Below are 17,600 nucleotides of genomic sequence, written 5' to 3' on the forward strand. Positions count from 1 at the left end.
CGGGTGCGCCCACCGGGACTGGCGCAGCCTCGTCGCCCGGGGCGTCGCCGTGGACGGCGTGCCCATGGTGACGAATAACGACGGGTACTCCCCCCTGTCCGAGGCCCGCCGAATCGTCCGGGAGGGGGGCCATCCCTCCGAATTTTTCGTTTCGCTCCATCGCTCGCTGCTGCTCCCGGCCCTGCTGGCGGCCGTCGGCGGCGAGGGCGACCTCGACCTGCTTTCCGTCTCGATATGGGTCGGGCCCGTCCTCGGGATGACCATGGTCCTGGCTGTGCTGCCCTGGGCCTGGCGGACGCGCTCCAGGCTCATGGTGTTCGCCGCGCCCCTCCTGGCCTACCTTGCCCCGGCCTGGATGATCCGCACGCACCTGGGGTCCTTGGACACGGATGCTCTGGTCCCCTGCGCCCTTTACTTCGCGCTCTTCGCCTTGGAGCGGTTCACGGCCGGGGAACGGGGGCGGGCGCGCTGGCTTGCCGGATGGGCGGCCATGATCGTGCTGCTCTGGCTCTGGTGGAAGCCAGGCGTCTTCCTGTGCCTTTCTCTTGTCCCGCTCTCCTTTGCCTATGCGCCGCGCCTGCGCGAGGGGGTTTTGCTCAAGATCGGGGTTCTTGCCCTCGTCGCGGCGGCCCTGCTTCTCGGCCTGGCCGGAGTGACCCCGTTTGCCGCCGGTTGGGAGTACGTGCGCGAGCATTTGCGCCTGGCCTTCGGGCTCGGGGGCGATACCCTGGTCCGCCATGCCATCATCGAGTTGAAGGGGCTGACCCTGGCCCGGCTGGGCGTCAAGTGCCTGGGCGCATGGCCGCTCCTGCCCGTTACGCTGGTCGGCGTCGTGCTGTATGGCCGGGATCGCCGTTGGGACGGGCTGTTCCTGATCGCTTTCGGGCTCGGCGGCGGGGTGGCCGGACTTGTCTCCAACCGTTTTGCCTCATTGTTCATTCCGGCGGCGGCGTTTTTCACGGCCTATGGCCTGATACGGGGCGGGGAGCTGGCTCTCGACGCCCTTGGGAGGCGTTGGAACGCCGGGGATGCGCGGCTCAGGGGGGTCGCCGGTGTGCTGGCCGTGGCCGTCCTGCTCGGCCCGTCGGCCCTGAAGGCGGCCGACTACACGCCCAACGCGTATTTCACCGGCGACGACTATGCGCTGAGCCGGACCATAAAAGCGTCGTTCCCGGCCGGGACCACGGTCTGGACATGGTGGGATTTCGGATACTTCTTTGAGTTCTTTAGCGGTATGCGGCCGTTTTTCGATGGCGGGTCGCAGACGGACCGCTCCTGCTTTGTCGCGGCGTATCCCCTGATGCAGGGGGACCTTGCCCGCGCGGCGGCCTGGATGCGCCATTTTTCGCGCCATTCCATCAATGCGCTGCCAGCGGGGCCAAAGGGCGACGCGTGGGAAGGGGCGGTGGCGAAGCTGGTCGACGTCGACGCGGACAGGGGAACGCCGGTGGCCCTGTGTCTGCCCGCCCGTGTCTTTGCGACCATCGGGTACCTCTATTCCTTTGCGCACGTCTACGACGCCACGGTGCCCCCGGTGGTCAACCGGCTCGACCTCTTCACTCGCGAGGGCTTTCGGTTCGACCCCGCCACCGGCGTGCTGGAGGCGCCGCAGGCGATGCTGGACAAGGGCTACACGGGATTCGGCGCTGTGGTGGACGCCACGGGCAGAACGCCGGGGCAGATTGATTTCGACGCCATGCCCGATCCCTACCTCGTCCACTCCGCCCGCGCCGGTTTCCTGGCCGTCACCGACCGGCCGGTGGTTCGTTCCGTGCTCTTCCGCCTGCTCGGGCTGTTCGAGCGGGACGGCGCCGCGTTCGAGACACTGCGCTTTGACTGGCGGAAGGGGGGCGTCTGGCGTGTGCGCTAGCCGAAGGGGGCGGCGTTGTCCCGGGATGGCCCGGATGAAGGCGGCGCACCCGTGGGTCGGGATATGGCTGGTGTTGTGCCTGGCGGCGTCGGCGGCCGGTCCGGCTCCGGCGTCCGGGGCCGACTACCGGGCCCGGCGGGCGGAACGCATCACGGTGGACGGCGTTCCGGATGAGCCCGAATGGCGTCATGCCCGGAAATCCCCGCGTTTTTCCGATCTGGTCACCGGCCGTCCGGGGTGGCTCGACTCCAGGGCCGCCATCCTATGGGACGACCGGTTCCTTTATGTGGCCTTCTGGGTGGAGGAGCCGGATGTCCGGGCCGGCGTGGTGGAGCGGGACGACAAGGTCTATCGCGACAACGACGTGGAGCTGTTCATCGATGGCGGCGACGCCTATTACGAGCTGGAGGTCAATGCGCTCGGCACCCTTTATGAAGCCTTTTGGGTCTGGGACGACGCCATCGGACGCGGCGCGCTCGCGGGGTTCGCGCCCGGAGGCCGGACGATGAAGCTGGACGGCATCGGGGACCACAAACATCCGCGCGGTATGCGCACGGGATACCTGGACTGGGACATGCCCGGCCTGCGCGCGGCTGTGGCCGTTGACGGGACGGTCAACGAGCCCGGTGCGCCGGATCGGGGGTGGACCGTGGAGCTGGCCATCCCCTGGACGGGGCTGGCGCTCCTGGCGAACGGACGTTCCCTGCCCCCCGCCGATGGCGACATCTGGCGCATGGATTGTTCCCGCTTCCAGCAATACGGCCCCGACGGCCGGAAGCTGGACCCGTACCGTCCCGCCGGATGGGCATGGAAACCCCACGGCGCGTTCGATTCCCACATGCCGGAAACGTTCCCCGTCATCGAATTCTCCCGGAAGCCCGTTTCTGAGGCGCGGCCGTGAGCGGCGATGCGGACCGCTTCCGCACCTGGGCGTATCCGTTGGCCGTTGCCGGGTACTGCGCCCTGTTCATCTACGGGCACGATCACGTCAGCCAGTTTTACGCCAAGGCCATCGAGGGGCTCGACCGCGCGAGCGTAGAGCGGGCGCTGCACTGGGGCTCGCTGCTGCCCGGCCTGGGGGCATTCGCCGCATTTCTCTGGTTCCGGCGGGTGGCGTGGAAGCGCCTGCTGGCGGAGGGGCTTGTCCTGGCGGGCCTGCTCTGGGCCTCGAACACCTTCCTGATCTGCACCAACGTGGAACGCATCCACTATCCGCAGTACGCCATCCTGGGGCTGCTGCTGCGCGGCCTCATCGGGGGCGACGCCTGGGCGCTGCTGGCCTGCAATCTGGTGGGCATGACGGATGAACTGCTGCAATACGCCCTGTATCCGCAGTACACGAAGTACCTCGATTTCAACGACATGATCCTGAACATGGTGGGGGCGCAGGCCGGGATCAGCCTGTGGAACTGGCTGCGCCCGGCCCGGGCGGGGGGCGGCGCGCTATGGCGTGGCGGGCGCGGCGCGGTGGCCGTGGCCTGCGGGGCCCTGGCCGCCCTGATAGGCTGGGCCGCGTCCACCGGAAGGATCGTTTCCCTCCTGGCCGTGGGCCAGGTTCCGGCGACGGTGTTTGCGGAATCGGGCGGTCGGCTGGCCCTGGTCCTCTCCTACGTGGACACGTCGGCGTTCTACCTGGTCACGGGGCTGGGCCGACGCTACCACGTCATGGGCGCGGGCGTCTGGATCGGTTGCACGCTGTTCCTCCTGGCGCTCTCCGTGGCGCTGGAGCGGATGCGGTTCGGGATCAGTGCAACAATTCGGTCTTCACGAACTCGTCGACCCTGACGATCTGCTTCTTGACCAGATCCTTGTCCCGGTAGCCCTCCTGGATCGAGCCGGCCAGCTCCATGCCGTCCTTGGTGTAGCGGTAGAGGTAGAGGCTGGGCACGGTCTGGATGGTGCCGCCGGTGTAGCGGCCCGCCCTGTCCAGTTCCCTTTGGGTCAGTTCCGGGATTTCATAGGCTATGAACCGCACCTGGGGATAACGGTTGATGACGCAGGTGGCCACCGCGGCCAGGCCTTTGGAGAAATCCTGGTCGTTGTTGTAGAACAGCAGCATCATCGGCCGGTCCGACTGGGCGGCCAACCGGCGGAAGTTGACCTCCGCCGCATAGATGACCTTGGTGTTGCCCAGGGTTTTTTCAACGGGCTGCTGCAGATACTGGTCGATGGTCGCGTCGGGGCAAAGGCCGCTTGCGGACGCGGAGGAGGCGGAGAGGCCGAACGCGACCGGCATCACGATCAGGAGAATGCAGGCGATTTTCAAAAGGCGCATCAATAGAATCCTGCCGAATTAGAAGGAAGGAGGAAAGGGGAACCCGTTAGGGGCGTTGGGTGGTCGGCTGGGTCGCTCGCGAGCCGATGTCCTTGACCACTTCGGCGTCCCTGGCGCGCTTTTGCTCGTCGGTTTCCGTAGTGGTCTTGGATGCACAACCGACCAGAAACGCCAGCAACATTGCGACAAGAATGAAGTTTTTCATAAAATCCTCACTGCTGTTGGTCTTTGCGATACTTAAGGCTATCCAATGACGCCGCAAAAGACAACGTGATATCCTTTTCGGCTGAAGTTCTTCGGCTCCATTATACTCCACGGCCGCCGAGCGAATGCCCGAAATCGCGCCGGGCGGGAGGCCCGGTCCGGGCTTTCGCGCGGTCCGAAAAATCCCTTCGGCTGCACCGGGTTGGGAATAACGGAAACAGGATTCCCTTTCAAAAACGCGTGTTGTGTCGTAGCCTGCCATCAAAGGACCGTGAACTGTGATCGCTGTATGCGACAAGGAGCATGTGCAATGAAATTTTCCCGTCGTGAATTTCTTGGGGCCGGTTTCGCCGTCGGGGGCGTGATGTTCATTCCGGAGATGGCCCTGGCCGCTTCCGGCAAGGCCGAGGACGGCCTTTCAAGCGGAAGGGGGCGGGTTCACGCCATGGCGGAAATCAAGGCCCTCATCGAGCGCTTCCGGAAGGACGGCGCGCGTTTCGGGGCCGACACGCTGGCCGCGGACAGCGAAGGCCAGTGGGAAACCCTGGTCAACCACTACTTCGACCGCGACAGGTACACCTGCGTCTCGGTCAATTCCGCCAACCTTTGCCCGTCCCTGAAGCCCGTCCAGGCGGGCGTGGACCTGGTCCAGGACCTGCTGGCCAAGGACATCTCGTTTCCCATGCGCGGCGAGCTGGCCGAGGCGAGCCTGGGACACGGGCTCGGCGCGGTCAAGAAATGGTTCGGCCTGGACGGCGAGAAGTACGGGGCGGACCACCTCATGGCCCTGGTGGCCAACAGCACCCAGGGGAACAACTTCATCAACAACGGCCTGGTGACCTCGGGATTCTTCAACCCGGCCAAGGACAACGTGGTCGTCTGGGACGTCAACCATCCCACCAATTACAACGCCTGGGAATACCGCCGGGCCACCCAGGGCTGGCCCGAGGGCTCGGTGCGGGTGATGCGGACCCGGATGTTCGCCAACGCCGTGACCCGGGACGAGGCCGCCAAGGGCGTGGTCCCGTCCGACCCCAAGGGCGAGGACGAGATCGTCGCGGCCCTGCTGGCCATGGTGGACAAGAACACCAAGGTGGTCACCCTGTCCTGGCAGTCCAACGAGTGCGGCATGCTGCTGCCCATGGCGCGGATCGTCCACGAGCTGCGCAAGGTCAATCCTGACATGCACATCCATGCGGACAGCGCCCAGACCATGGGCGTCCTGGACCTCCGGCTGGCCGACCTGGGCGTGGACAGCATCACCGGCAGCTTCCACAAGTGGCCGTGCGGGCCCAAGATGGTCGGGATGCTCTACATGAACAACAAGACCAAGGCCGCCGAGCGGTTCACCCCGAGCATATGGGGATACGACGAGCACATCATGACCCCCGAGGACTACGGCTACGATGCGGCAAAGGGGGCGATGGACCCCAGCGCCAAGCGGTTCTCCTATCTCGGCCAGCAGAATGACGCCACCCTGGTCTCCGTCTGGCTGGCCGCGCTGTTCCACACGGGCGCGTTCCATCCCCACGCGACCCCGGCCACGATCGAGGCGCGCATCCATCACCTGGGCACCAAGGCCAAGGAGGCCCTGTTCCGGCGGCTCCCGGCGATCTATCCGGACTTCACCCCGGCCAGGGCCTACCAGTGGATATCCACTCCCACCACCAACGACGCGCTGCGCAGCTCCGTGTTCCTGTTCCGGGTTCCGGACGGCGTGCAGGCCGGGGACGTGGTCAAGAATGTCTACGAGCGGCACGGGATGGCCATCGCCAACCTGCGCGTGCTGGGGCACGACCTGGTCCGCATCTCCCCCACCTTCTGCAACACGGCGCGGGACGTCGAGGACGTGGTCGAGGCGACGGTGGACGTCATCATGGACATGCGGCAGGGGAAGCTGGCGAACAACACCGTCACGCGGGCCTATGCCTGATGACGGACGGCCGGGGCCCGGCCCCGGCAGGCGAGAACGACGACGCCCCGGAGCGGATGCTCCGGGGCGTTTGCGCTCCAGGCGTTCCGCGGCGGATGCGCGGGACTGGAAAAGGAGGATGCCGCACCCTCGGCGAGGGTGCGGCATCCGGAGCAATCGATGTCGGCGGCGGTTGTTACCAGCGCGGACGCTCGGTGCGGGGCTTGGCCTCGTTGACCTTGATGGTGCGGCCGCCCAGGGGCTTGCCGTCCAGGGCCTCGATGGCGTCCAGGGCGGCGGAGTCGTCGCTCATCTCCACAAAGCCGAAGCCGCGCGGGCGGCCGGTCTCGCGGTCTTCGACGAGCTTCACGGAGCTGACGGCGCCGTAAGCCTCGAAGGCGGCGCGGAGTTCATCTTCAGTGGTGGCCCAGGCCAGATTGCCGACGTATAAGTTCTTGGACATTTTTTTTCTCCTGATCGGGGATGGGTTGTGCCGTTTCACATTCCAGGAATGGTCCCGGCGTTGGTTGCGTTGCTGTTGCTTGTTGACGTTGACGGTATGGACATCCGGACGCGGACGCCCGGAGAATGACATGGCCCGCCGGATCAGGCCGAGGGTTGCCGGGGCCTGCCGGACCTGCGCCGCCCGCCTTTGGACGGGGCCGGCTGCGCGGCCTTGGGCCTGGCGTCCCGCGGCTGCCTGCGGGGGGCGCGAGGGGCGCGGGGCTCGCGCGTCTCGCGGGTTTCGCGGGGCTCGCGCGGTTCGACGCCGTCGGCGTCCCGCCGCTCGATGGTGACGTCCACGACCCGTTCGATGGCCCGCATCTGGAGGGCGTCCTCTTGGGTCACCAGGCTGATGGCGCTGCCGGTGCGGCCCGCCCGGCCGGTGCGGCCGATGCGGTGGGTGTAGGTCTCGACGGTGTCCGGCATGTCGTAGTTGACGACGTGGGTGATGCGGTCGCAGTCGATGCCGCGCGCGGCGATGTCGGTGGCCACCATGATGGAGAAGCGGCCGTCGCGGAATCCGCTCAGGGCCTTTTCGCGTTGGTTCTGGCTCATGTTGCCCTGCAGGAGGGTGGCGTCGTAGCCGCAGCTTGCCAGCTTGCGCGACAGGCTCTTGGCCTTGTGCTTGGTGCGGGTGAAGATCAGCATGCTCTGGTGCTCGGACCGGCCGAGCAGCTCTTCCAGCAGGGCGGTCTTTGCGCCGGGCTGGGTCCGGTAGAAGGTGTGCTTGACGCTGGTCACCGGGGTGGCCGCGTCGACCCGCACCGTCCTGGGGTTGACCAGGATGCGGTTCGCGAAGGCCAGGATGTCCTTGGGCATGGTGGCGGAGAAGAGCAGGTTCTGGCGCTTTTCCGGGAGCTCGGCGATGACGCGCCTGATGTCCGGCATGAAGCCCATGTCGAGCATCCGGTCGGCCTCGTCGAGGACCAGGGTGTCGATGTTGCGGAGGTTGACGGCCCGCCTGCCGATGAGACGGACCAGGCGGCCGGGGCAGGCCACGATGATGTCGGCCGTGGCGAAGGCCCGGATCTGCGGCTCCATGCCGACGCCGCCGATGACCACGGCGTTGCGGATGCCGGTCCCGCGCGAGAGGTCGGTGACGTTTTCGCCGATCTGGAGGGCGAGCTCGCGAGTGGGGGCCAGGACGAGGACGCGGGGGGCGCGGCGCGCGGCCCGGTCGGTCAGCAGTCGCTGCAGGATGGGCAGCGCGAAGGCGGCGGTCTTGCCCGTGCCCGTCTGGGCCAGGCCCATGACGTCGCCCCCCTGCATGATCAGCGGGATGGCCTCGCGCTGGATGGGGGTGGGCGACGCATAGCCGCAGGATTTGATGCAGGCTTCGAGTCGCCTGTCGAGGGAGAAGTTCGAAAAACTCATGTATGCCTTGGGTGAGAGTGCTATGGACGACGGCGCGCGACAGCGGTCGTTACTGGATGTATCCAGGTGGAATCGGTTGGCTCTGGTACGGAGAATAAATCTTTTCGACTGACGTGGAACGTTAGTTGCCCGATGGGGCCAAGAAGTAGTCGTGCGTCCAGTCACGCTGAGTAAGAGGCTTTTCACCCATTTCTCCGGAGAAGTAAAGCGTTATTTTGGGGTAGTCCGCCCGCATGGCGCCGGAGAGGGGCGGGGTGTAGCTCCTCTCCGGACTCCATGCGGACGTTGGGTATGGCGGTGTGATATTTCTTTGCCGTTTCCTGTTCGCCGATGGTTTGGCGGCTCGGCGTCCCGGGCCGCCCGCATGGGCCGGAGGACTTCGGGGGGCTGATTCCCTCCGGACGCCATGCGGGCGCAGGGTATGGTTGCGAGATCTTGGGCCGCCGTTATTCGGAGCCCGGCCGGTCGATGGGCCGGACGTCGTCGTCCTGGGTGTATTCCGCCCCGGCGTCCGCGTCGTAGCAGGTCAGGCCGCAGCGCAGGCAGCGGCTCGCCTCCTTGCGGGCGACGTCGTATGAGATGGAGCAGGCCACCTCCTCCTTGAAGGATATCCGGCGCTCCTCCAGGGGCGTGAGCGGCACCTGCACGCGCGGGATGGTGTAGGTCACATGCATGTTCTTGAGGATGGTCTCCGGGATGACCTGGACCTGCTGGTTGTCGGGTTCGGGCACTGCGCCCCGGGTGACGTGGAAGTGGATGGCGCGGGCCGCCCGGCGGCCGTCGGCCACCGCCTGGATCAGGATGTTCCGGCCGGTGTGGACCTCGCCGCCCACGAACACGTTGGGAATGTCGGTCTGGAGCGTGGTCGGGTTGGCGCTGACGCCGCCGGTCTTCTTGTCCCTCTTGAACAGCGGGTTGCCGTCCGCGTCCGTGAACAGGCTGTGGTCCACCACGCGGTCCGAGGCGGCCACGACCAGGTCGGCCTCGATGAAGGCCTTGGTCCCGGACACGGGCTTGGGCTCGCCGGCGGCCTTTCCCGGATCGTCGTAGGCCAGGTCGCAGTATGTCACGCCGCTCACGGCCCCGTTCTCCACGTGGAGGGCCAGGGGCGCGGTCAGGAAACGCAGGTCGGCCCCGATCTCCAGGGCGCGTTCGACCTCGTCCTTGTTGGCGGTCATCTTGCGCTGGATGGCCGGGACCAGGACCGTGACCAAGGCATTTTGGCGCCTGGCGCTGCGGGCCACGTCGATGGCGGTGTTGCTGCCGCCCACCACGACCACGCGGACGCCGCTCATGTCGGGACCCTCGCGGCCGAAGCGCTCCAGGAAGGAGATGGCGTCCACCACGCCCTCGGCGTCGTCGTTCTCGATGCCCAGCGGGGGCACCTTCCACGCGCCGGTGGCGATGAGCACGGCCTCGAAACCTTCGCGCTCCAGGTCCTTGAGGGTCACGTCGCGGCCGAAGGCCACGCCGGTGCGGGTCTCGACGCCGAGGTTCAGAATGGTTTGGACCTCCCAGTCCACCACCTTCTTGGGCAGGCGGTATTCCGGGATGACGCCGCGCATCATGCCGCCGATGTGCTCGCGCCGCTCGAAGATGGTGGGCTCGTGCCCGACGCGGCGAAGGAAGTAGGCGCAGGACAGGCCGGTGGGTCCGCCGCCGATGATGGCGACCTTGTGGCCGCTCGGCGGGTTGCAGTAGAGCGGCACGCGGATGCCGGACTGCATTTCCCAGTCCGCCACGAACCGTTGCAGGGTGTGGATGGCCACGCCCTCGTCAACGATCTTGCGGCGGCAGATGTTTTCGCACGGGGCCGGGCAGATGCGGCCGGCGATGAGCGGCAGGGGGTTGTGCTCCTTGATGGTCAGGAGCGCGCCGCGCAGGTCCTTCTGCTTGATCTGCTGGATGTAGCGGCGGACGTTGATCTGGGCCGGGCACTTCTGCATGCAGGGCGCGAGGCAGTCGTCGGTCTGGTTCAGGTGGAGCAGGACGCTGGTCACGCTGGAGATGCGGATGGCCCCGGTGGGGCAGGCCTCGGCGCACTTGCCGCAGGACCGGCAGGCGTTCCAGTCCACCACGGGCACCCCGGCCTCGGAGAGCCGGAGGGCGTTGAATGGGCAGACCTTGACGCAGGTGCCGAGCCCGATGCAGCCGATGCCGCATGACTTCTCGCCGCCGTAGAGCAGGGCCTCGGCCCGGCAGTCCTCCACGCCCTTGTAGTCGAAGATCAGGTTGGCGCGGTCGCCGCCGCTACAGATGTTGGTGGCCACCCGGGGCTCCTTGAAGTGGACCTCGGCCCCCATGATGGCGGCGATGCGCTGGGAGGTCTCGATGTTGCCCACGATGCAAACCTCGGCCGGGGCCGTGCCGTCCACCACGGCCGCCGCGGCGGCCGAGCAGCCGGGATAGCCGCACCCGCCGCAGTTGGCGCCGGGCAGGCAGGCCTCGACGCGCGCCACGCGGGGGTCCTCCGCGACGTGGAGAAGCCGGGAGGCCACGGCCAGGATGGCGGCCGCCGTCAGTCCCAGCAGGAACAGTACCAATATGGAAGAAGCTACCATGTTCGCATCCTTCGTCTTGTTCGGTTATGCGGCCATGCCCTGGAAGGCCAGGAAGACCAGGGACATGACGCCCGCGGTGATCAGCGCCACCGGGATGCCCCGGAAGACCGCCGGCACCGGCGAGATGTCCAGCCGCTCGCGGATCGAGGAGATGATGACCAGGGCGATGAGGAAGCCCAGGCCGGTCGCCAGCGAGAAGAGCAGGGCCTTGAAGAACGGGTATTCGCCGCGCTGGACCATGATGGCCACGCCCATGACCGCGCAGTTGGTGGTGATGAGCGGCAGGAACAACCCCAGGGAGGCGTGCAGGGGCGGAATGACCTTCTTGAGGAAGAGCTCCACGAACTGGACCAGCGAGGCGATGACCAGAATGAAGACGATGGTCTGCAGGTAGCCGATGCCGTAGGGCGTCAGCACGTAGTGCTGCAGGGGCCAGGTGAAGGCCACGGCCATGAGCATGACGAAGATGACCGCCGCGCCCATGCCGATGGCCACGTCCGTGGACTTGGACGTGCCCATGAACGGGCAGGTGCCCAGGTATTGGACCAGGACGATGTTGTTGATGAATATCGCCGAGATGAACAGCATCAGGTATTCCATGCTAGTTCTCCTTCCTGGCCGTGGCGCACAGGTTGCAGGCCGCGCAGGAGGCGCAGGCCGCGTTCTTGGGCTCCGTGGGAATCTCGCCCTTCCTGCGGCTCATGTGCCGGTTGAAGGCGTTCATGCCGGCCAGTATCAGCCCCAGGCAGATGAACGCGCCGGGGGCCATGACCATCAAATGGGCGGGGCGGAAGGCCTCCCACGGCACCGGAATGCCGAAAACGGTGCCGTTGCCCAGCGTTTCGCGCAGTGCGCCCAGGAACGTGAGCGACATGGTGAACCCGAGTCCCATGCCGAGGCCGTCGGCGATGGACGGGATGACGCCGTTCCTGGAGGCGAAGGCCTCCGCCCTGCCCAGGATGATGCAGTTGACCACGATCAGCGGGACGAAGATGCCGAGCCGCTGGTAGAGGGAATAGGTATATGCCTGCATGAGCAGCTCCACGGCGACCACGAGGGAGGCCGCGATGACGATGAAGCAGGCGATGCGGACCTTGCCGGGAATGATCTTGCGCAAGGCCGAGATGATGGCGTTGGACAGGGTCAGGACGAAGAGGACCGCCGCGCCCATGCCCAGGCCGTTCTCCGCCGTGGAGGTGACGGCCAGGGTGGGGCACAGGCCGAGCACCACGCGAAACGGCGGCAGCTCGTCCCAGAGGCCCTTGGTGAATTCCTTTATGACGGAAGGCATGCGTTGCTCCTTAGGATGCCCACAGGGTGGCGATTTGCGGCTTGATGCGCCGGTAGGTCTCCAGGGCCTTGCGCACGGCGTCCACCGCGCCCGTGGACGAGTAGGTCGCTCCGGACACGGAGTCGATGTCGCCCCCGCGCGAGGAGAGGTCCAGGCCGTCCAGGGAATGGCCGCGGAACTGCTTGAGGAAGCCCTGCTGCATGATCCTGGTGCCCACGCCCGGCGTTTCGGTCTGGGTGGTCACGCCGATGCCGATGAGCTTGTCTTCGTTCACGTCGAAGCCGACGATGACGCCGATGTCGCCGGAATAACCCGCCGCAAAGGCCTCCAGGGCCACGCCCGAGAGCTTGCCGTCCTTGCGGGCCGGGAAGAGGGTGACGTCCCCGACCTTCTTGCGGTCGGCGATGGGGTCGTTGTCGCATCCCTTGAGCACGGCCATGAGGGTCGGGCCCTGGACGTTGAGCAGGACCTGTTGCTCGATGCGGGCCTTGGTGGCCTGCTTGAGGTTGACCAGCAGGGTGCCGGACGCGGCGCAGATGAGCGAGAGGACGACGATCATGTTGATTATTTCACGCATGGCTTATCTGACTCCGAAGAACTTGGGGCGCAGGCGGTCCAGCAGCGGGCTGAGCAGGCTCGCGACCATGATGGCGAAGGGGACGCCGTCGGGATACACGCCGTAGACGCGGATGACGATGACCATGGTCCCGGCGAGCAGGCCGAAGACGGTCTGCGGCAGTCTGCCCACCGGGCTGGACGCGGTGTCGGTGGCCAGGAAGAAGGCGCCGAATACAGTGCTGCCAGCCAGCAGGTGGAAGATCGGGTCGGCGTAGGCCGTGGGATCGATGAACCAGAACAGGGCGGCCGCGCCCGCCACCCCGGCCAGGAAGGACACGGGGATGAACAGTCGGGTCCAGCGGGAGGCGATCAGGTAGACGCCGCCCGCGGCCAGCGCCAGGACCTGGGACGAGCCCAGGCCGCCGATCTGGTGGCCGGTCAGCAGGTCCATGTACTCGAATTGCGAAAGGCTCTGGACCCCGAAGTACTTGAGCTGGTCCACGGGGCTGTTGGCCATGAAGTGCGCCAGGTTGAGGTCGATGTCCATGGCGTCGGGCCAGGAGAACCGGCATACGGCCCAGGCCACCAGCGGGGCGCAGACCGGGTTGCAGCCGAATCCGCCGAACACGGTGCGGCCCAGGGCGATGGTGACCACGCCGCCGATGGCGGCCAGCCACCACGGCGCGGTGGCCGGGAGGAGGAAGGCGAACAGCACGCCCGCGTAGAAGGCGGAGAAGTTGTCCACGTTCACGTCCCGGTGCTGGAGGCGGAGGCAGACCACCTCGGCGGCGACCGCCGCGGTCCCGGCCATGCCGATGACCGCTGCGGCTTGCACGCCGTATATCGCCACCGCCATGATGGCGGCGGGGACGAGCGCCAGCAGGTGGGCCCGCATCATGCCCTGGATGGTGCGCCCGCTGCGCCAGTGCGGCGGGGGCGACACCACCAGCCGGACCGGGTTGTCGGACATTGCCTTTATGATGGGATGGATCATTTCCTTTGTCGTCCTTTGTCGTCTGAGTCGGTGAATCCCCGGGGCGTTATGCCTGCGTCGCCTCGGCCTTGGTCCGGAGCTGGGTCTTGGCGAAGCGTATGTACTGGAGCAGCGGCCGCCTGGCGAAGCAGTTGAACGCGCACAGCCCGCACTCGAAGCAACTGTTCAGGCCGTATTTTTCGGCCTGGTCGAAGAGCTCGTACTCGACGCAACGGCTGATGAGATGCGGCTGGACCCTGGCCGGGCACTGGAGGACGCACTCGCCGCAGTTGATGCAGGCGGCGTCCTGCACGGCGGGGATTGCCTTGGACGAGGTCACGAACAGGCCGTAGTCTCCCTTCTTGACACCGTCGTACAGGCTGTAGATGGCCTCGCCCCTGAACGGCCCGCCCAGTACCACGGTGTCGCCCGACTCGACCTTGATGTTCAGGACATTCAGGAGGTGGTTGATCGTGGTGCCGATGGGAACGCGGTAGTTGCGCCCGGAGATGGTCATGATGGTGTCGGTGACGGGCAGGCCGGTCAGGGCCACCCGGCCGAGGGCGTAGAGGGCCATGACGTCGATCACTCGGGTGTGCTCGGGAAACTCCTTGCCGGTGACGGCGCGGACGACCAGGGGGTCGAGGGAGTACGGGTAGCGCGCCCTGAGGCCCACGGTCTCCGCGCCGGGCAGGGTGATGGTTTCGCCTTGGGACACGGCCAGGAAAGTGCGGGCCGGGGAGATGAGCTCGCGGGCCAGGCAGAGCCCCTCATGCAGTTCTTCCCGCCCGTCTCGCAGGATTTGCTGAGCCACGGAGACGCCGGGCTCGGGGTTCAGTCCATTGATGACCAGGGTCTCGGCCTTGCCCGAGAGCTGGGAGACGTCCACGCCCAGGCCGCGCAGGGTGCGGAGAAGTTCCGCGCCCGCGTTCATGGACCGGACGTCCACGGGCTCGACCGTGTCCTCCTCGCCGGAGCACTTTACGGTCAGGCTGTGATAGTTGACGGCCGTGACCTTGCCGCAGGACGCCACATGGTGCGCCCCCAGCATGGAGGACGGGTGCTCGGCGACGATGTCGCCCTTTGTCAGCACGCCGCCCTTCTTGGCCTTGAGCACGAGGTTGCGTACCTGGACGTTCAGCTCCTGCGGCGGCTTGATGTCGGTGATGCCGTTATCCAGTTCGCAGTCGAGCGAATAGCGAATCTTGAACATGCCCTTACCTCTCGTGACACTGGTAGCAGGCGTCCGCGCCGAACGGGCCGCCGCCTTGTTCGTGACATCCCTGGCACATCGTGTGGAACGCGTCGCCCCGGGTCGGGATGGACTCGATGTCCGGCCGCTCGCCCTCCGCCAGGGGACCGGTGGGCGCCTCGTCGTGGCAGCGCAGGCAGGCCGCCTTGTCCGGGAAGGCCTTCTGATGGTTGAGGCGGAATTCATCGTTGAACTCCGGCGGATGGCAGGCGCCGCAGGGCAGGGATGTCCCGCCCTCCAGGCCGTAGTGGTGGCAGTCGGCGCAGTCCGTGTGGTACTCCTCGGCATGGGTCCTGTGGGAAAACAGGACGCGCCCGCCGGTGTTGTCCAGCACGACGCGCGCGGGGACCTTTTCCTTCTCGGGCGGGATAGCGTACCCGATGACGGCGACCAGAAACGACAGCCCGACGATCAGCGAAATGAGGAAATATCGGCGTTGCAACTGGTCATCCCTCGTTCTGGAAGTTGATTGCGACAGGCAAAACACGGGGTTCCATTGGCTCATTCCTTTAAAATCAGTCTATTACTCTCTAGATTGAACGATCAATCAAATCCGGGGTTAGCAGGAGTCATGCCATCCTGTCCGAGGTGGGCGGGAAATTTTTATCTTCATAACACCATGAAATAACTGGATGGACATTTTACTATCTGGCAAAAAATGGTGAGATCAAATCGTGCAATGCCGACTTGCCAGATCGGAATACAAGGTGGGTGACTTTTGTCCCCAAAAGGTGGCTACGTGTCGGTTGCGTGGCGGCGCAGTGGGAATAATATAAAAAAATATTCTTTAATTTAAGTAAAGTATACACCATCTGAAAGTTTGAAGATCCCTGAAGACGGCCCCCCGGCCCTTTTGGCTGGCCGGTATTATCGCGCAATCGGTGTCGAAATGCGGGAAAGTTCGGGCGAAGCAGTTCTTGTGCGGGTTGAGGAGGAGCGGCGGAGCGGCTCGAACTCGGACGGGAGTGCGGAGAAATCCGTTTTTAGGGGCGGAAAACGTCCGAGGGGCGGGGTTGGATGCGGATTTTGACGATTTTGCCCAGTGCGATGGGGCCTTGGGGGGGCGTTGCGGTGCGCAATGCCATTTTGCCGGGCATGGGGCGGGAGGACGATTGTGTCGCCTTTGACGGCCGGCCACTCGCCGCGCCTGGGGCGCGTTGGCCCAGGAGCATGGGAAATCTGCGGCAAATGGCGGGATACCTGTCTCGCGCGGCAATATTCCGAATCCGTGCAATACTTCCGAAGTTTCGGCATCCGTCTATGGAAGGGGCAACCCGGCATCGGCAAGGCGTTCGGCGCGCCGACGCAAGGCCGGTGTGCGCTGGGGCGGAGAACCGGGATCGGGAAGCCGCGTTGCCCGAGCCGGGAGAAACGCCCGGAGCGGGTGCGGCGGGGCCGCCCGGCCGTGGCCGTCAGCGGGGCCGGGACGGCAAGGCGAAGCGCGGGCCGCGCAGCCGCGTCATCGCGCCCCTGCGCGAGGAGCGGGCCTGCCTCGCCATGACTTAGGCCTCCTTGCTCACGTCGCGTCATCGCGCCCCTGCGCGTGGAGCGGGAACAGCCGGGCTTTCGGGGCGACGGCTGCGGGCTCTGCCGGCCAGGGGGGGGACTGCGTATTCAGCAACTCCTTCGGGCGGTTGAGTGGGGCGTTGTCTTCCGTATTGATCTGCCGGTCCCTTGGGCGTAGGAGAGCGGGAAACCCGAGTCGGGCGCGCCGCGCCGGAGGAGACCCGCATGACGTCCTTGAGAGCCTGCCTGCTGGGCCTGTTGACCATCCTGATTTTCGTTTCGGGCTGCGGCAGCGCGCCCGCCCCCGCCGACGAGGAGACCTTCGGCTCCGACAAGCTGCTCCACGGCCTCTGGTTCGACGGCCAGCTCGCCGGGGCGGACAGCGACACGGCCAGGGCCGTCCTGCCCGAGCCGGACCTGCGCCCGCCCCTGCGGACCATGCCTTTGCGCGCGCTGCCTCCGGTGCCGCCCGAGCTGCAACGGATCATCACCAGCGTCGAGCCGCGCGGCGGGCGCAAGGTCGTCGCCCTGACCTTCGACCTCTGCGAGCGCGCGCCGCACCTGGCGGGCTACCGCCGTGAGATTTTCAACTTTCTGCGGGCTAACGGGGTGAAGGCGTCCTTCTTCGCGGGAGGCAAGTGGATGCGCTCCCACCCGGAAAAGGCCATGCAGCTCATGGCCGATCCCCTCTTCGAGCTTGGCAACCACGCCTGGACCCACGGCAACCTCGCCCTGATGGACGAGGCCGAGGTCCGGCGGCAGGTGGACTGGACCCAGGCCGAGTACGAACTGCTCTACGAGGAGCTTGGCTATCGCGCCCGGCAGCGCGGCCTGGGCGCGGAGATGGTTCGGGTGCCGCCCTCGCTCGGGCTGATGCGGTTGCCCTATGGTCGCAACAACGCGCAGACCGCCCCCCTCCTCGCCTCCATGGGGCTGCCGCTGATCCAGTGGTCCATCGAGGGCGAGCGGGACGAACTGGACCACACCGTGGACGAGCTGGTGGCCTGGAACCTGAAAAATGTGAAGCCGGGGGCCATCATCCTGATGCACGCCAACGCCGTGCCGCACAAGACGCACCTGCTGGTGCCCCGCCTGGTGGCGGCGCTCCGGGAGCGCGGCTACGGGTTCGTCACCGTGAGCGAGCTGCTGCGATTCGGCCCGGCCGTGACCGTGGACGAGGGGTACTTCACCATGCCGGGCGACAATCTCTACCTGGACCACCTTTTCGGCGGCAAGGGCACCTTGGGCCGGGTCAGGTAGCCCGGCCGGGCGGCGCGGCGCATTGACGCGACCGGCCGTTTGCGGCACACCTTTCGCTTA

16 protein-coding genes are annotated in these 17,600 nt (G+C 66.4%); 5 read left to right on the top strand and 11 right to left on the bottom strand.

The window, feature by feature from the left end; all coding sequences use genetic code 11:
* From PHP91_RS10225 to PHP91_RS10235, 3 genes are all read left to right on the top strand, one after another.
* A partial coding sequence (locus tag PHP91_RS10225) for an STT3 domain-containing protein (protein ID WP_300140185.1) occupies positions 1 to 1,870 on the top strand: 1,870 nt, incomplete at its 5' end.
* A 70-nt stretch (positions 1,871 to 1,940) separates the two neighbouring features.
* A complete protein-coding gene (locus PHP91_RS10230) occupies positions 1,941 to 2,771 on the top strand; it encodes a carbohydrate-binding family 9-like protein (protein ID WP_300140187.1) in 831 nt (276 codons plus the stop codon).
* Positions 2,768 to 3,655, top strand: coding sequence for a hypothetical protein (locus PHP91_RS10235; protein ID WP_300140189.1), 888 nt, complete (start codon positions 2,768 to 2,770; stop codon positions 3,653 to 3,655). The genes PHP91_RS10230 and PHP91_RS10235 overlap by 4 nt, the downstream gene beginning before the upstream one ends.
* Here the strand turns inward: PHP91_RS10235 and PHP91_RS10240 are convergent.
* Positions 3,615 to 4,145 (bottom strand): hypothetical protein, encoded by a 531-nt coding sequence (locus PHP91_RS10240; RefSeq protein WP_300140191.1) that lies wholly within the window; start codon positions 4,143 to 4,145, stop codon positions 3,615 to 3,617. The two genes, PHP91_RS10235 and PHP91_RS10240, sit on opposite strands and share 41 nt — an antisense overlap.
* 46 nt (positions 4,146 to 4,191) lie before the next feature.
* Positions 4,192 to 4,611, bottom strand: coding sequence for a hypothetical protein (locus PHP91_RS10245; protein WP_300140193.1), 420 nt, complete (start codon positions 4,609 to 4,611; stop codon positions 4,192 to 4,194).
* Between the two features lie 48 nt (positions 4,612 to 4,659).
* Between PHP91_RS10245 and PHP91_RS10250 the strand changes: the two genes are divergently transcribed.
* Complete coding sequence (locus tag PHP91_RS10250; RefSeq protein ID WP_300140195.1) at positions 4,660 to 6,282, top strand: aminotransferase class V-fold PLP-dependent enzyme; 1,623 nt, start codon at positions 4,660 to 4,662, stop codon at positions 6,280 to 6,282.
* A 175-nt stretch (positions 6,283 to 6,457) separates the two neighbouring features.
* Here the strand turns inward: PHP91_RS10250 and PHP91_RS10255 are convergent, their stop codons facing one another.
* From PHP91_RS10255 to PHP91_RS10295, 9 genes are all read right to left on the bottom strand, one after another.
* Positions 6,458 to 6,724: an RNA-binding protein gene (locus PHP91_RS10255; protein ID WP_300140197.1), complete on the bottom strand. Its 267-nt coding sequence runs from the start codon at positions 6,722 to 6,724 to the stop codon at positions 6,458 to 6,460.
* 143 nt (positions 6,725 to 6,867) lie between these two features.
* Positions 6,868 to 8,139, bottom strand: a complete 1,272-nt coding sequence (locus PHP91_RS10260; RefSeq protein ID WP_300140199.1) for a DEAD/DEAH box helicase — start codon at positions 8,137 to 8,139, stop codon at positions 6,868 to 6,870.
* 446 nt (positions 8,140 to 8,585) lie between these two features.
* Positions 8,586 to 10,700 carry an FAD-dependent oxidoreductase gene (locus PHP91_RS10265; protein ID WP_300140201.1) on the bottom strand — a complete coding sequence of 705 codons (2,115 nt, stop codon included), beginning with the start codon at positions 10,698 to 10,700 and terminating at the stop codon, positions 8,586 to 8,588.
* 24 nt (positions 10,701 to 10,724) lie between these two features.
* Positions 10,725 to 11,300: an RnfABCDGE type electron transport complex subunit A gene (locus PHP91_RS10270; protein WP_300140203.1), complete on the bottom strand. Its 576-nt coding sequence runs from the start codon at positions 11,298 to 11,300 to the stop codon at positions 10,725 to 10,727.
* A 1-nt stretch (position 11,301) separates the two neighbouring features.
* Positions 11,302 to 11,991, bottom strand: a complete 690-nt coding sequence (locus tag PHP91_RS10275; RefSeq protein ID WP_300140205.1) for an electron transport complex subunit E — start codon at positions 11,989 to 11,991, stop codon at positions 11,302 to 11,304.
* 10 nt (positions 11,992 to 12,001) lie between these two features.
* Positions 12,002 to 12,568 (bottom strand): RnfABCDGE type electron transport complex subunit G, encoded by a 567-nt coding sequence (rnfG, locus tag PHP91_RS10280; protein WP_300140207.1) that lies wholly within the window; start codon positions 12,566 to 12,568, stop codon positions 12,002 to 12,004.
* 3 nt (positions 12,569 to 12,571) lie between these two features.
* Positions 12,572 to 13,543, bottom strand: a complete 972-nt coding sequence (locus PHP91_RS10285; RefSeq protein WP_300140208.1) for an RnfABCDGE type electron transport complex subunit D — start codon at positions 13,541 to 13,543, stop codon at positions 12,572 to 12,574.
* Between the two features lie 46 nt (positions 13,544 to 13,589).
* Positions 13,590 to 14,735 (bottom strand): electron transporter RnfC, encoded by a 1,146-nt coding sequence (locus PHP91_RS10290; protein WP_300140211.1) that lies wholly within the window; start codon positions 14,733 to 14,735, stop codon positions 13,590 to 13,592.
* 4 nt (positions 14,736 to 14,739) lie between these two features.
* Complete coding sequence (locus PHP91_RS10295) at positions 14,740 to 15,216, bottom strand: cytochrome c3 family protein (RefSeq protein WP_300140213.1); 477 nt, start codon at positions 15,214 to 15,216, stop codon at positions 14,740 to 14,742.
* Positions 15,217 to 16,505: 1,289 nt separating this feature from the next.
* Here PHP91_RS10295 and PHP91_RS10300 point away from each other — a divergent pair.
* Positions 16,506 to 17,540, top strand: coding sequence for a polysaccharide deacetylase family protein (locus PHP91_RS10300; protein WP_300140215.1), 1,035 nt, complete (start codon positions 16,506 to 16,508; stop codon positions 17,538 to 17,540).
* Positions 17,541 to 17,600: the final 60 nt, after the last annotated feature.

The organism is Pseudodesulfovibrio sp. (assembly GCF_028692895.1).
GTDB lineage: Bacteria > Desulfobacterota > Desulfovibrionia > Desulfovibrionales > Desulfovibrionaceae > Pseudodesulfovibrio.